Consider the following 14,067-nt stretch of genomic DNA (forward strand, 5'->3'; position numbering starts at 1 on the left):
GGCCCGGGCGACACCGCCCTAAACAACACAGCACAGCACCGCACTGCAACAGCGGACCGGCCGGGTCTGCCCCTCACCTTGAGGGGCAGGCCCGGCCGGTCCGTTTTTGACTTTAAGTGCCCTTTCGGGGTCGTGCGGCACCTCCCACGAGAGAGTTAGTTTCCCGAAGTAACCAATTTAGTATATAGTTGCCTGGGGCAAACAAAAGAGGGGTGTCCAACATGTCAGTCGAATCCAACGCTGCAGCCAAACTCGTCTACCAGATCTTCGACCTCCAGCGCGCGGTCCGCTGCGTTGCCGCCGCCAGCCTGCGCGGCCAGGACACCGGAGTGGCGCTTCAGGGCGTTCTTCGCTTTGTGGGGGAGGGCGAATCCCGGGCCACGCATCTTGCGGAGCGGCTCGGCGTCAGCGCACCTGTCCTCAGCCGGCACATCGCCGATCTCGAAGAGCACGGTTATGTGGTCCGCCGCCCGGACCCCGAAGACGGCCGCGCGCAACTGATCGCCCTGTCCGCCACCGGCGCGGAGAAACTGCGCATCATCGAGGACCAGCGGACGGCCACCCTCCAGGGCTTGCTGCAGGACTGGAGCCAGGACGACGTCGAACTGACGGCGCGCACCCTCGAAAAACTTGCTGAGTCCCTGAGGACCTCAGCCCGGGCAACGACGGCCGGACCCACGAATACGACCGAAATTGTTGAGGAGTAGATATATGGCTAGCCACACCGCCGCCACGGGACCGTCCCCGGCCCCGTCGGACCTTCCGCAGAGGGCGCCCCGCGCATCCCAGCCCGCCGCAGAACCTGCCGCGATGACCCACCGCCAGATCATGGAAGCGCTCACCGGACTGCTGGCGGCGTTCTTCACCGCCATCCTGAGCAGCACGATCGTTGCCAACGCGCTGCCCACCATCATGTCCGAGCTCAAGGGCACCCAGACGGACTTCGCCTGGGTGATCACGGCCGCGCTCCTGGCCAACGCGGCCACCACTCCGATCTGGGGCAAGCTGGCGGACCTCTTCAACAAGAAGGTCCTCGTCCAGCTGAGCATCGTGATCTTCGTGGCCGGCTCCGTCATGGCCGGCCTGTCCGAGACCATCCCGCTGCTGCTGACCGCCCGTGTCATCCAGGGCATCGCCATGGGCGGCCTCACCGCCCTGGCCCAGGCCATCATCGGCTCCATGATCCCGCCGCGCGACCGCGGAAAGTACTCCGGCTACATGGGCGGCGTCATGGCCGTGGGCACGGCCGGCGGCCCGCTGCTCGGCGGCTTCATCGTCGACAGCCCGCTGGGCTGGCGCTGGACGTTCTTCGTCTGCGTCCCGCTCGCGGTGGTTGCGCTGATCCTGCTGCAGATCACCCTGAAGATCCAGCACGTCAAGCGCCCCGCCAAGATCGACTGGCTCGGCTCCATCCTGTTGACCTCCGGCGTCAGCCTGCTGCTCATCTGGGTTTCCTTCGCCGGCAACCCTGACTACTACGACTGGTGGTCGTGGCAGTCCGTGGCCATGGTGGGCGGCGGCGTCCTGCTCCTGGGCCTGCTGGTGCTGGTGGAATCCCGGGTGGCCCAGCCCATCATCCCGCTCAAGATCATCTCGGAGCGGACCACCGCCCTCGCGATCCTCGCCTCGGTGGCCGTCGGCGTGGGCATGTTCGGTTCCTCGACGTTCCTTGGCCAGTACTTCCAGGTGGCACGCGGTGCCACCCCCACCGAAGCCGGTCTCCTTACATTGCCCATGATCGCGGGCAACCTGATCGGTTCGGTCGCCTCGGGCATGCTCATCAGCCGCACCGGCAAGTGGAAGCGCTACCTGGTGGCCGGCGCCATCCTGCTGATCGGCGGCCTCGGCCTGGCCGGCAGCATGGATCACACCACTGACCTGTTTCTGACCGGAATCTATACGGCCATCCTCGGCGTGGGTCTGGGCCTGCTGATGCAGAACCTCGTCCTCGCCGTCCAGAACACGGTCCAGGCCAAGGACATCGGCACGGCCAGCGCCTCGGTCGCCTTCTTCCGGTCCGTCGGCGGAGCAATCGGCGTCTCGGTCCTCGGCGCCGTGCTGGGCAACCGGGTCAAGGAGCTCGCCGTGGAGGGACTCGCCTCCGCCGGAATCCAGGTTCCGGCCGGATCGACGGGTGCAAGCATGGACCTCAAGGACATGCCGGCACCGATCCGCGACATCATGCGGGCCGCCTACGGTGACGCGATCGCCGAGGTCTTCCTGATCTCTGCAATCATCGGCCTCGTGGCGCTGGTCGCCATCTTGTTCATCAAGGAACGCCCGCTGCGGCGCACCGTCGATATCCGTCCGGAGTCCGCAGAGCACGCAGGGGACGCCGCCACCGGCGCTGCTGCGGCCGCCGCCGGTGGCGCCACCGCCGCAACTGCTTGGGGGAACAACCCGAACGACGCCGTCAAGACAGCCTCCTCCGGCAACGGCACCGGCATCGTGGACCTGGACCGGGAATTCATCGAGGTGCTCAGCCGGGAGCGCGCCGAATCCCGCTTCCCTGATGCCGCCCGCCGGGAAGCCGACCTTGGATACAGGACCGGCGGTGGCTCCGGCCGCGATTCCGGCCCGGCGGAATTCGGTCCGGCGGGGTCCGGAGCGGCGGACTTCGGTGCGGAGCGGTCAGCCGAGAGGGAGCGTGTCCGCCAGCGGGCCCGTACCTTGGTGGCCGACGACCGGCCCGAGGCCGCCGACGTCGTACCCGTGATGCTGCGGACCCAGCAGCTGCTGGCGGAGCAGCAACTGCAACTGGCGGAAGCGCTGCGCGCAGTGCACGAGCACGCCGCAGAGCAGCGAGCGGTCGCCGCGGAACAGGCCCGGGTTGCCGAAGAGCTCACGGTCCTGCGCCGGCAGCTTGCCAAACAGCGCAAGATGCAGCGCGCGGCTGCCGACTACATCGCTACCCACGGCCGGCACCGCACAGAGTAGCGCCGGCCCGCACCGCCGGACTGCGCACCGCCGGTGCCGGATCCCAGGGGCCCGCCTCCCAAGGTCCGTCTGCCGGATCGGATCCCAGAGACCCCGCGGCCGCCCCAAAGGCGGCCGCGGGGTCTCTGCCCGGCCTCCGTTAGCGCGGCAAGGCCACGGCCGGCTGCAGGCAGGCCTGAAAGTACTCCGTTTGGATGATATTCAGCGTTCCGTGTTCCACGCGGGCGGGGGATTTCGTAGGGTTGGGTGGCTAAGGCTGTCGGCCCCAACGGATAGTCTTCAATCAGCTTTTCAACTCACTTCATTATCCGGTCTTCGTATCGTCCGGCCTTCCCAAAGGACTCGTGGGCATGCTCGTCACCCTCATGCGGCGCTATTCCAAGCCGTATCTGCCATACATCGCGGCTGTGGTCATCTTTCAACTGGCTTCGACCATCGCGGCGCTGTACCTCCCCAGCCTCAATGCCCAGATCATCGACGAGGGCGTTTCCCGCGGCGACACGGACTACATCTGGCGCACCGGCGGCGTCATGCTTGGCGTCTCCCTGATCCAGGTGGCCACCGCGATCGCCGGCGTCTACTTCGGTTCGAAGGCCGCGATGGCGTTCGGCCGTGACCTGCGCCGCGGCGTCTTCCGCAAGGTCAGCAGCTTCTCGGCCCGGGACGTCAACGTCTTCGGCGCGCCCACCCTGATCACGCGTGGCACCAACGATGTGCAGCAGGTCCAGATGCTCATGCTCATGGCGCTGAACTTCATGGTGGCCACGCCCATCATGTGCATCGGCGGAATCTTCATGGCCCTGCGCGAGGACCTCAACCTGTCCTGGCTCGTCTGGGTTTCTGTGCCCCTGCTCGTAGTTGTGGTGGGCTACCTTGTGGTCCGGCTCATGCCGCTCTTCCGTTCCATGCAGGAGAAGATCGACCGGCTCAACGGTGTCCTCCGTGAGCAGATCATCGGCATCCGCGTGGTCCGGGCCTTCGTGCGCGAACCCCACGAGGCCGAGCGCTTCGGCGCGGCCAACAAGGACCTCACCGACGTCTCACTGAAGATCGGTTCGCTGTTCGTGCTGATGTTCCCCGCCATCGGCATGATCCTGCACATCTCCACCGCCGCCGTGCTGTGGTTCGGTGGCCAGCGCGTCGATGCCGGCGAAATGCAGGTCGGCTCGCTGACGGCCTTCCTCCAGTACCTCTTGCAGATCCTCATGGCCGTCATGATGGGCACCTTCATGGCCATGATGATTCCCCGCGCTTCGGTCTGCGCCGACCGGATCGGTGAAGTGCTCGACGTCGAACCGACCATCCACGAAGCGCTCACCCCGGTGGCGCCGGCCGCGAGGGCCGGTCGCGTTGAATTCCGCAACGTGACCTTCGCCTACCCGGGTGCCGAGGCGCCCGTGCTGAGCAACATCAGCTTCACGGCAGAGCCCGGACAGACGGTGGCGATCATCGGCTCCACCGGGGCCGGCAAGTCGAGCCTGCTGGCCCTGCTGCCGCGGCTCTACGACGCCGAATCGGGCGAGGTCCTGCTCGACGGCGTCCCCGTCACCCAGTTGGACCGGGCCGAGATCACGCAGCGCGTGGCCATGGTGCCGCAACGGCCGTACCTGTTCTCCGGAACCATTGAGCATAACCTGCGCTTCGGCAAGCCCGAGGCCACGGACACGGACCTGTGGGAGGCCCTGGCCGTCGCCCAGGCCGCGGACTTCGTGCGCGAAAAGAAGGGCGGCCTCGCTTCACGGATCGCCCAGGGCGGCACCAACGTCTCCGGCGGCCAGCGGCAGCGGCTGTGCATAGCCCGCGCCCTCGTCACTGAGCCCAAGGTCTTCCTCTTCGACGACTCGTTCTCGGCCCTTGACGTCGCCACCGATGCCAGGCTCCGCCGGGCGCTCAAGGCCAAGACAGCCGACGCCACGGTGATCATCGTCGGCCAGCGCGTGTCCACCATCGCCGATGCGGACCAGATCCTCGTGCTGGACAACGGCAGGATCGTGGACCGTGGAACACATGAGGAACTGTTGGAAAGCTCCAGCACCTACCAGGAAATCGTCGAATCCCAGCTGAGCGCGGAGGCAGTGGCATGAGCACCAACGAGAAAGTCTCCACCACTTCGGCCGCGGCCGACACGACCGCAACCGACACCACCGCGGCCACAACAGCCGCCGTTGATGTGACGGACGACGACTTCATCGAGGAGGAGTACACGCCCGGCGAAGCCGACGGCGGCATGTTCGGCGCCGTGCCGGCCAAGAAAGCCCAGCACTTCTGGCCCTCGGCCAAGCGGCTCATGGGGCTGCTGAAGCCCGAGCGCGCCGGCATCATCGCTGTGCTCGCCATGGTGACGGTCGCCGTCGTCCTCAACGTCATTGCCCCGAGGATCCTGGGCCAGGCGATGGACGTGATCTTCGCCGGAGTAGTAGGCAAGCAGCTCCCGGCCGGTGCCACCAAGGAGCAGTTCATCGAAGGACTGCGCGCCCAGGGCCAGGACAACTTCGCCGACATGCTGGCCAAGATGGACGTAGTGCCGGGCGCGGGCATCGATTTCCAGAAGCTCGCGTTCCTCATCAGCGTGGTGCTGGTGATGTACTTCGTCGCCAACATCTTCCTGTGGCTCCAGGGGTATGTCCTCAACGTGCTTGTCATGCGCGTGGTCCGCACCCTGCGCGATGACACCGAGAAGAAACTGAACAAGCTCCCGCTGAACTACTTCGACACCCGCCAGCGCGGCGATATCCTCTCCCGCGTTACGAACGACGTCGACAACATCCAGCAGGCGCTCCAGCAGGCCTTCGCGCAGCTCGTGAACTCGGCCCTCACCGTCATCGGGATCGTGATCATGATGTTCATCGTGTCCTGGCAGCTGGCCCTGATCGCACTCGTCGCCCTGCCGCTCTCCGGCGTGGCCGCCGGCATCATCGGCGCCCGCAGCCAGAAGCTCTTCGCCGCCCAGTGGAAGAACACCGGCGAGCTCAACGGCCAGATCGAGGAATCCTTCTCCGGCCACGACCTCGTCCGCGTGTTCGGCCGCGACGCCGACATGCTGGCCCGCTTCGACGAGCGCAACGAGGAACTCTACAAGGCCAGCTTCGGTGCCCAGTTCGTCTCCGGCATGATCATGCCGGTCATGCAGTTTGTCTCCTACCTCAGCTACGTCGGGATCGCCGTCGTCGGCGGGCTGCGCGTGGCCTCGGGCGCCATGAGCCTGGGCGACGCCACGGCGTTCATCCAGTACTCGCGCGAGTTCACCCAGCCGCTGGGCCAGATGGCCGGCATGGCCAACATGCTGCAGTCCGGCGTCGCCTCCGCCGAGCGGGTCTTCGAATTCCTCGACGCCGACGAACAGGACGCCGAGACCGCCACCGAGCACCTCCCGGCCAAGACCGATGGACACGTCGAGTTCCAGCACGTCACCTTCAGCTACACGCCGGACAGGCCGCTGATCGAGGACCTGTCCTTCACGGCCGAGCCCGGGCACACAGTGGCGATCGTGGGACCGACCGGGGCGGGCAAGACCACCCTGGTCAACCTCGTGATGCGCTTCTACGAACTGAACGCCGGCAGCATCACCCTGGACGGCGTGGACATCACCCGGCTGAGCCGTTCGGAGCTGCGCGCCAAGGTGGGCATGGTGCTGCAGGACGCCTGGCTGTTCGGCGGAACCATCTACGAGAACATCCGCTACGGCAAGCTGGACGCCACCGAGGACCAGATCATGGCGGCGGCCAAGGCCACGTTCGTGGACCGCTTCGTCCGCGCGCTGCCGGACGGCTACAACACGGTCATTGACGAAGAAGGCAACAACGTCAGCGCCGGCGAAAAGCAGCTGATCACCATTGCCCGGGCCTTCGTGGCGAACCCGTCGCTGCTGATCCTGGACGAGGCCACGAGTTCCGTGGACACCCGCACCGAAGCCCTGGTCCAGAAGGCCATGGCCGCGTTGCGCACCGAGCGCACCAGCTTCGTCATCGCCCACCGGCTCTCCACCATCCGGGACGCGGACACCATCCTGGTCATGGAGGACGGGCAGATCGTCGAACAGGGCCGGCACGCCCAGCTGCTGGCCATGCAGGGCGCGTACTACCGGCTGTACATGTCCCAGTTCGCCGGCGAGGACGCGGACGACGCCTTGTTGGATTCCGCGGAGGACGCGACGGCGGTGCACAGCTGAGCGCCGCCGGGCCCGCCGCTGGGGAGGGCACAGCGGGGGCGGGCACCCCCGGGGAGAGTGCAGGCATGGAGCCTCGGCGCCTCGAGGTGGAGGTGCCGATGCGCTGGAGCGACATGGATGCCTATGGGCACATCAACAACGTCCAGATTGTCCGGATCCTGGAGGAAGCGCGGATCGCGGCGTTCGGCCCGCCCCAGGGTCCAGGGCTACCGGGAACCGAACCCCTGGTGTCGCTCTTCAACGAAATCCCGGAAGGGACGCTGGCGCTCGTGGTCGAGCACAAGATCAGGTACGTCAAGACGCTGGAATACCGCAACGTGCCCGCCGTCGTCCAGCTGTGGATCGGGGCGGTCAAGGGCGCCAGCTTCGACATCCACTATCTGGTCCAGGATCCCGTCACGCGGGAGGACTGTGTCCGGGCCACGAGCCATCTGGCCTTCGTCAATGAGGCAACCGGCCGGGTGCTGCGGCTGACGCCGGAACAGAAGGAGAGGCTGGCCCCGTACACCCGCGCCCACCCGGTCCCATAGCCTCTACCCCGGTGCCGGTGGGGCTCCTAGAATGAACAATCCCGACGCTTCATTCCCGACGCTTAAGGAGCAGTGGTCGCTGTGAACATGGGCAAGAACGTGCACGGGAACATGCACACGAAGCACACACGCAAGAAGAAGTGGAGCGAACTCTCGCCGATGGCACGGTTCGGAACCATTGTCACGGCCACCGTTCAGCTGACGCTGCTCATCGCTGCCCAGCGGGATCTCTCGCGGCGGCCGGCCGGGGAGATCCGGGGCAGCAAGGCGCTGTGGCGGGTTGCCACCTTCGTGAACTTCATCGGCCCGGCCACGTATTTCACCGTCGGTGTGAAGCGCCGCCCTACCACGAAATCGGCCCCGCAGGCTGCCCGCGCGAGATTTACCGGACGGTAGCTTTGGGGCGGCGTTAAATGCGCGCGTTCAGTTTAAGCCTGTAAATTGAACGTATGACCCCAGCCAAGAAGCCTGCCCTGCACCGTGCCCTCGGTATCTCCAAGGAGATAGAAGACGCGGCGTGGTTTGTGCTGGGCCCGGGGTTGCTGGGCAAGGCGTCCGCCCTGGACGGCCGCACCAAAACCTGGTCGGTCCAGGCTGCCGCGGAGTTGCTGGAACGCCTCGAACGTGGCGTTCCCGACCCCAAAGCGCCGATGATGACCAACCTGCGTCAGAACCTGGAAGGTGCCACCCGCGGGGCGAAGCAACTGGCCGTGGAGCTGCTCTTCCTCCAGTCGCTGCCGCTGGCCCACGAGGTCAAGTCGCTGAAGGTCAAGCGGGCGCGCGTCGCCGAGGCGGCGTCCTGGCTGGAGCCTGCGCTGGAACTCCCGGACGAGCTCTACGCGGGAATGACGGACCACGGCGTGATCCGGGACCGCACCGCGGAATTCAACTGGACCATCTGGGACCACCTGAAATGGCTCTGCCGCTTCGTGCAGCACGTCGCACAGCGGCCGGCCCACGTCGTCCAGGCTGCGGTGAAGGATCCGCTGGCCTTCCACCGGCTGGTCGCCGGCACCCCGGATGACCAGCCGGCCATCCGCCGCAGCATTGAGTTCCTGGTCTGGCCGAGCTACTTCGAACCCGTTGTGGCCGATGTTGAACGGCAGGAGATCCGAGACGCCTTCGCTTCCCTGGTGGGCGGGGCCAAGGGGGACAGCGACGAGGACATTTCCGCCGACATCCACAGGATCCGCCTGCACCTGGACCAGCAGGCCGGGCAGCGGATCGACTGGTACTCCCGCCAGCTGGTGAGCCAGTGGCGGAAGGTCGGCGACCCCGGCCGCCGCGCCTGGCTTTTGCGCACCCACCACGACAACGCCGAGCGGCTGGGGGAGTGGCGGGACGAGGAAGCGGTGACGCTCGACGTCGAACACCTCCGCCTGCTGGACCCCGGCGTTACCGCCGGGCTGGTCCAGAACGCAGTGGACGAGGACTACAAGCACCTCGGCTACGTGGAGCGTGAGGACACCAAGACCGCCGTCTTCGCCTTCCTGACCGTGATGAAGCCGGGAGACCTCGCGCTCTTCCAGAGTTCGGGCAAGGTCCGGATCGGCGTGGTCCTGGGCGAACCGGAGCATGGCAAGGACAACCGCCAGCTCCGCCGCAAGGTCCGCTGGTTCGATGAGGAACACGACGTCACCGGGCTGCCCCGCCACGTGCAGCGCCAGCTGACCACATCCGGCAACATCGTGGACATCACCCGCGTGATCCAGGCGCTCGAGACGCTCCTGCCGGCAGAAGCGGAAGCCGAGGACGGCGACGGCGCCGAGCCGGATGCCGCCGTCGAACCTGCCTATGACGGTTTCCGGCCGCTGACACCGGAGTTCGCCGCGTCCTTGCACATGGACCTGGACCCGCTGCAGGAAATCGCCGAACTCCTCGAGGAGAACCGGCAGCTGGTGCTCTACGGTCCGCCGGGAACGGGCAAGACGTACCTTGCCAAGCACCTCGCCGCCGAGCTCGCCGGCGACACCACGGACGAGCGGGTCAAGCTGGTCCAGTTCCACCCGTCGTACGCCTATGAGGACTTCTTCGAGGGCTTCCGGCCGGACAAGACGGACGAGGGCCAGGTGTCCTTCAAGCTCGTGGCAGGTCCGCTGCGCCGGCTCGCCGAGGAAGCTGCCAAGCCCGGCAACGAGAGCAAACCGTACTTCCTGATCATCGACGAGATGAACCGGGCGAACCTGGCCAAGGTGTTCGGCGAGCTGTACTTCCTGCTCGAATACCGCGATGACCGCATCTACCTCCAGTACAGCCCCAACGAACCGTTCACCCTGCCGGACAACCTCTACATCATCGGCACCATGAACACGGCCGACCGCTCCATCGCGATGATGGACGCGGCCATCCGGCGGCGGTTCTCCTTCATCGAGCTGCACCCGAAGACGGAACCCGTGAAGGGCTCCCTGCTACGTTTCCTCCAGGCCCGCGACCTGGACACGACGCCGGCCCTGCTGCTTGACGCGTTGAACAACGCGATCGACGAATGGGACCGCGACCTCATGATCGGGCCCTCTTACTTCATGAAGAAGTCTGCGCAGACGCCCAAGGGCCTCCGCAGAATCTGGAAGTACGAGCTCATGCCGCTGCTGGAGGAGCACTATCACGGCCAGCTCAACCGTGCCCAGCTCGAGGAACGGTTCGGGCTGGAACAACTCATGGGCCGCCTGGCGAATGCCTAGGCTGGCCGGGGATACCGTAGCGCTCGAGCGCAGATCGTCGGACCGTGGCGCCGACCGGGCCGCGCTGGACCGCAATGCATCGGACCGCGGTTCGGCCGGGCGTGGCCTATCCGGATCTGGTTTGTCCGGGCGCGGTTTGTCCGGACGGGGTTTGTCCGGACGCGGCGGCGCGGCGGAGCCCTGCCGGCACATTGTCCTCGACGAACTCTCCGCAGGCGTCGTGGAGCGGCTTGATCCGGATACTGCGGCCTACGTCAACGCCAGCGGCCTGGCGAAAGCCTCGCCGATGGGCATGGGACTGTACCGGATCGAACCCGTGGGCAGCGTGGGCTCGGTGCGGACCCCCACCGTGCAGCTGGAGGTGCGGCCGAAGGGACGGCTCGGGCTGAACCGGCTGCTGTTCCTCCTCGGCTACGCGGGGGACCAGGGGTTCCGGGACGATTCGGTCGCCGCGGTGGAGCATACCGACCTTTGGAGCGCCCTGGCCGAATCCCTGGCGCAGCTTGCGGACCGTGCACTGAGCCGCGGCGTGCTGCAGGGGTACCTCATGGTGGAAGAATCCCTCCGGACCGTTAAGGGCCGGATCCGGATGTCGGACCAGATTTCCCGCCGGCCGGGGATGCTGGTCCCACTGGAAGTCTCCTACGACGAGTTCACCGAGGACATCGCAGAGAACCGGATTCTGCGCGCCGCGCTCGAACGGATGTCCCAAGTGCCGCGCGTTCGGCCCGAAGTCCTTAGCCGGTTGCGCCAGCTGAAGGGAAAGCTCGACGCCGTGACGCGCCTGCAGTCCGGCGCGCCGCTGCCGCCGTGGCGGCCCAGCCGGATGAACACCCGCTACCACGCGGCCCTCCGGCTCGCCGAACTGATCCTGCGGAACGCCTCGGCGGAGGCCGGCGACGGCAAGCAACAGTCGGCGTCGTTCGTAGTGGACATGGCAAAGGTGTTCGAGGACTTCGTGGGGACGGCGCTGCGCGAAGCCATGGCCGCCTACCCAGGGGAAATGCGGTTGCGCTACAACGCACTGCTGAATGAGGCCGTCCGCGACTCGGACCGGATTGTGGTCCAGCCGGACGCCGTCCACTTCCTCGGCGGCCGGCCCGTGATGGTGTACGACGCCAAGTACAAGGCCGCCGCTGACACCGGCGCGTCCCTCTCGGGCGACCACTACCGGATGCTCGCCTACTGCACATCCTTGCGGGTGCCGACGGCGTGGATTATTTACCCGGGTGCAGGGGAAATCAAGCTGCGCCGGATTCTCAATACCGACATCGACATTGTCGAGTTCCCGCTGGATCTGTCCCTGCCGCCGTCGGAAATCCTGGCCTCCGTGGCAGATCTTGCCCAGCAGTCCTGGGGCGAAGTGCTCCGGCAGGCCAGTATCGACAGGTCAGCCAGCTAAATCGTTCAGCCAGCTAGGCCGGTCAGCCAGCTAGGCCGATGCTTGCTGGTCGGCCACTGTTCGCAGATGATCCAGGAGCGCCTTTTCTGGCTGGCCCGGGTTGTTCGCGACATGCCACCGAAGTTTCTCCCGCACGGGCGCATCTTCTGGGTTGGTGTCCGCGAGGACCTCGTCAATGATCGAGGTTGCCTGCCGGCGCAGCGGCTCCAAATCAGGGTCCGCTCCGCGGAACTGGCTGACCCGGACAGCCCGGTTTCTGCTGTGGCCGAAGCGGGGGAACTGAAGAACCGTGGGACTGGAATCGGCTGGCGTAGCAGCCGTGTCGGGCTCATCGTTGGACATCAGCAAGTGCGGCATGTGCGCTCTCCCGTGTTTGTAGTACGCAGTGGTACTGACCGAATAATGCCTAAGGCCCCCGGAGTCGAATATTAGCTGAGCCAGTTCAGACTGCATCGGAAGCGGGCAGTGCGACACGCAGGATTTCTGCTGGTCATCGGGCGTCCTCAGTGGGTTCGTCCGTTGGCAGGCCCCGAAGGAATGCGTCCAGCCGGAGCTCCAACGCCGATCGATCCTTCAGCTCGCACTCCCACACCGTGAGCACGTCCCAGCCGTCGCGTTCGAGCTGAATCCGCTGGTCGGCGTCGCGGTTCCGGGTTCGCGTGCGCTTGGTTTCCCAGAACTCGGCATTTGCTTGGGGTGCGTGCTGTCCCACCCGGCAGTCGTGGAAATGCCAGAAGCAGCCGTTGACGAAGATGACCTTGTGGCGGCCGGCGAAGACAAGATCGGGGTTGCCCGGGAGTTTGCCGCCACCCGCGGTGCCGTGCAGGCGATAGCGGTATCCCTTCGCGTGCAGCAGCCTGCGGACCAGCATTTCCGGTTTGGTGTTCTTGCCCCGGATCCGGGACATGTTCCAGCTGCGCCGCTCCGGGGTCAGCCTGTCCGCCATTGTTTAAGTCTAGGCCGGTGCCAAGTGTTGGCAGCCGCCGGGCGCCGTCGGGCGTTAGATCTCTCGCTCCGGGTGCTCGCCGAACTGGAAGTGCCGTCCGCTGACCGAGGTCGGCGTAATTTCCACGTAGAAGTCCTTCAGCGTCGGAACCCACGGTTTGAGTCCGAGGGCCTCGGCGTCGGCTATATCCGCCGACTGATCGAGCACCCGCGCAGTGCCGCGCAGGACCACTGACCACGCTTCCTCGGACAGGATTCCATCGGTTTCGAATAGCACTTTGGAGTTGATGGTGAGCTCGGCGAGCTTGTTGCCCGGGGCGGTGCGTAGGAACAATTTCCGGCCGCTGGTCACGTAGTTCACCGGGAAGATGTCGGGCTCTCCGGCCACGGTGACCACGAGCCTGCCGTGTTTTGTACTGTCAATCAGCTTCCAGGATTGCTCGTCGTCCAGCTTGAGGATGGGATCGCCGTCTGCGTGTTCAAACATCATGGGCCTATTGTTCTGGCCTCGATGGGGAGATGGCTAGGGGCTAAAGGACTCAAGACGGGCAGACTGCCGGTCTCTATCGGGCCTCCTCCGAGACTGGGCGCTGCTGTGGATAACTTTGACGTCTAAAATGTGACGTCGGTTACTCTTAAGCATTGTTTGGACTCGCGCGTCTTGATTTTCTATCGGGGGAGTAGCTGACCATGACATCTCGCACTTCGCTTTCCGGTCCCTGGCGAGCCTGTGCGGTCGCTTTGGTGTCGATCTCGCTGACGTCGGTCACAGCTTGCAACGGGGGCGGAACGCCACCTCCCGGGTCTCCACCTGCTGATTCGCAAAGTCCGTCAGCATCGTCCACTCCGAGTGCAGCTCCGACGCCCACCGCCAGCTACAAACCGGCCGACGCGACCGGCAGAGCGCAGAACGTCCCGGTTCCCGAGCTGCCGGAAGCTGCTAAGGCGGAGACGAAGGAAGGGGCCATTGCCTTTGCAAAACATTGGTACACACTGCTGAATTACGCGTATCAGACCGGGGAATTCCGACTGATGGATCAGGTCACCGACTCATCGTGCAGATTATGCGCCAAGGTGCGTCCGGGAATTGTGGAGTGGAACTCGGAAGGACGATGGATCGCGGGAGGGCTGGTCCGAGCGAAGGGGGCCTACACCAACTTCGTCAAGACATCCCAGGGTGGCTACCAAGTGACCACACAATTGGAGCAATCGGCTGGAACCCTGTATCGAGCTGACTCAAGTGTCGAGAAATCCGTGCCCGCCTCACAAGTGCTCGCAGATATCATGATTCTCCGCTTTTCTGACGGTCGTTGGATGGCGATGGATATTGACCGGATCGGTGCATGAATCGCCTCCCGCGCTCAGGACGAAGGTGGTGGGGTGTCGGGACTATATTCGCCGCTG

General features: G+C 65.6%; 12 protein-coding genes. 9 read left to right on the forward strand and 3 right to left on the reverse strand.

The window, feature by feature from the left end:
* Positions 1–221: 221 nt before the first annotated feature.
* The 8 genes from MRBLAR12_RS19050 to MRBLAR12_RS19085 all read left to right on the forward strand — a co-directional run bounded on the left by MRBLAR12_RS19050 (position 222) and on the right by MRBLAR12_RS19085 (position 11,718).
* Positions 222–707 carry a MarR family winged helix-turn-helix transcriptional regulator gene (locus MRBLAR12_RS19050; RefSeq protein WP_229995651.1) on the forward strand — a complete coding sequence of 162 codons (486 nt, stop codon included), beginning with the start codon at positions 222–224 and terminating at the stop codon, positions 705–707.
* Positions 708–711: 4 nt separating this feature from the next.
* A complete protein-coding gene (locus MRBLAR12_RS19055; protein WP_414645540.1) occupies positions 712–2,937 on the forward strand; it encodes an MDR family MFS transporter in 2,226 nt (741 codons plus the stop codon).
* A 350-nt stretch (positions 2,938–3,287) separates the two neighbouring features.
* Positions 3,288–5,021 (forward strand): ABC transporter ATP-binding protein, encoded by a 1,734-nt coding sequence (locus MRBLAR12_RS19060; protein WP_229995652.1) that lies wholly within the window; start codon positions 3,288–3,290, stop codon positions 5,019–5,021.
* Positions 5,018–7,105: an ABC transporter ATP-binding protein gene (locus MRBLAR12_RS19065; protein WP_364747641.1), complete on the forward strand. Its 2,088-nt coding sequence runs from the start codon at positions 5,018–5,020 to the stop codon at positions 7,103–7,105. Before MRBLAR12_RS19060 ends, MRBLAR12_RS19065 begins: the two co-directional genes overlap by 4 nt.
* A gap of 98 nt (positions 7,106–7,203) precedes the next feature.
* Complete coding sequence (locus MRBLAR12_RS19070) at positions 7,204–7,635, forward strand: acyl-CoA thioesterase (protein WP_229994561.1); 432 nt, start codon at positions 7,204–7,206, stop codon at positions 7,633–7,635.
* 72 nt (positions 7,636–7,707) lie between these two features.
* Complete coding sequence (locus MRBLAR12_RS19075) at positions 7,708–8,031, forward strand: hypothetical protein (RefSeq protein WP_364747643.1); 324 nt, start codon at positions 7,708–7,710, stop codon at positions 8,029–8,031.
* A gap of 53 nt (positions 8,032–8,084) precedes the next feature.
* Positions 8,085–10,316: an McrB family protein gene (locus tag MRBLAR12_RS19080; RefSeq protein ID WP_229994559.1), complete on the forward strand. Its 2,232-nt coding sequence runs from the start codon at positions 8,085–8,087 to the stop codon at positions 10,314–10,316.
* Complete coding sequence (locus MRBLAR12_RS19085) at positions 10,309–11,718, forward strand: McrC family protein (protein ID WP_364747645.1); 1,410 nt, start codon at positions 10,309–10,311, stop codon at positions 11,716–11,718. Before MRBLAR12_RS19080 ends, MRBLAR12_RS19085 begins: the two co-directional genes overlap by 8 nt.
* A gap of 30 nt (positions 11,719–11,748) precedes the next feature.
* Here MRBLAR12_RS19085 and MRBLAR12_RS19090 read toward each other — a convergent pair whose 3' ends face one another.
* From MRBLAR12_RS19090 to MRBLAR12_RS19100, 3 genes are all read right to left on the reverse strand, one after another.
* The gene (locus MRBLAR12_RS19090) at positions 11,749–12,075 is read right to left on the reverse strand and encodes a hypothetical protein (RefSeq protein WP_364747647.1); all 327 of its coding nucleotides are present in this window, start codon (positions 12,073–12,075) and stop codon (positions 11,749–11,751) included.
* A 133-nt stretch (positions 12,076–12,208) separates the two neighbouring features.
* Entirely contained in the window at positions 12,209–12,664 is a 456-nt protein-coding gene (locus tag MRBLAR12_RS19095) for a very short patch repair endonuclease (RefSeq protein ID WP_364747649.1), read from the reverse strand.
* Positions 12,665–12,718: 54 nt separating this feature from the next.
* Positions 12,719–13,153 carry a pyridoxamine 5'-phosphate oxidase family protein gene (locus MRBLAR12_RS19100; RefSeq protein ID WP_364747651.1) on the reverse strand — a complete coding sequence of 145 codons (435 nt, stop codon included), beginning with the start codon at positions 13,151–13,153 and terminating at the stop codon, positions 12,719–12,721.
* 200 nt (positions 13,154–13,353) lie between these two features.
* On the opposite strand from MRBLAR12_RS19100, the gene MRBLAR12_RS19105 reads away from it, so the two are divergent.
* On the forward strand, positions 13,354–14,010 hold the full coding sequence (locus MRBLAR12_RS19105) for a DUF6318 family protein (RefSeq protein ID WP_364747652.1): 657 nt from the start codon (positions 13,354–13,356) through the stop codon (positions 14,008–14,010).
* Positions 14,011–14,067 lie beyond the last annotated feature (57 nt).

The organism is Arthrobacter sp. LAR12-1-1.1 (assembly GCF_040676555.1).
GTDB lineage: Bacteria > Actinomycetota > Actinomycetes > Actinomycetales > Micrococcaceae > Arthrobacter.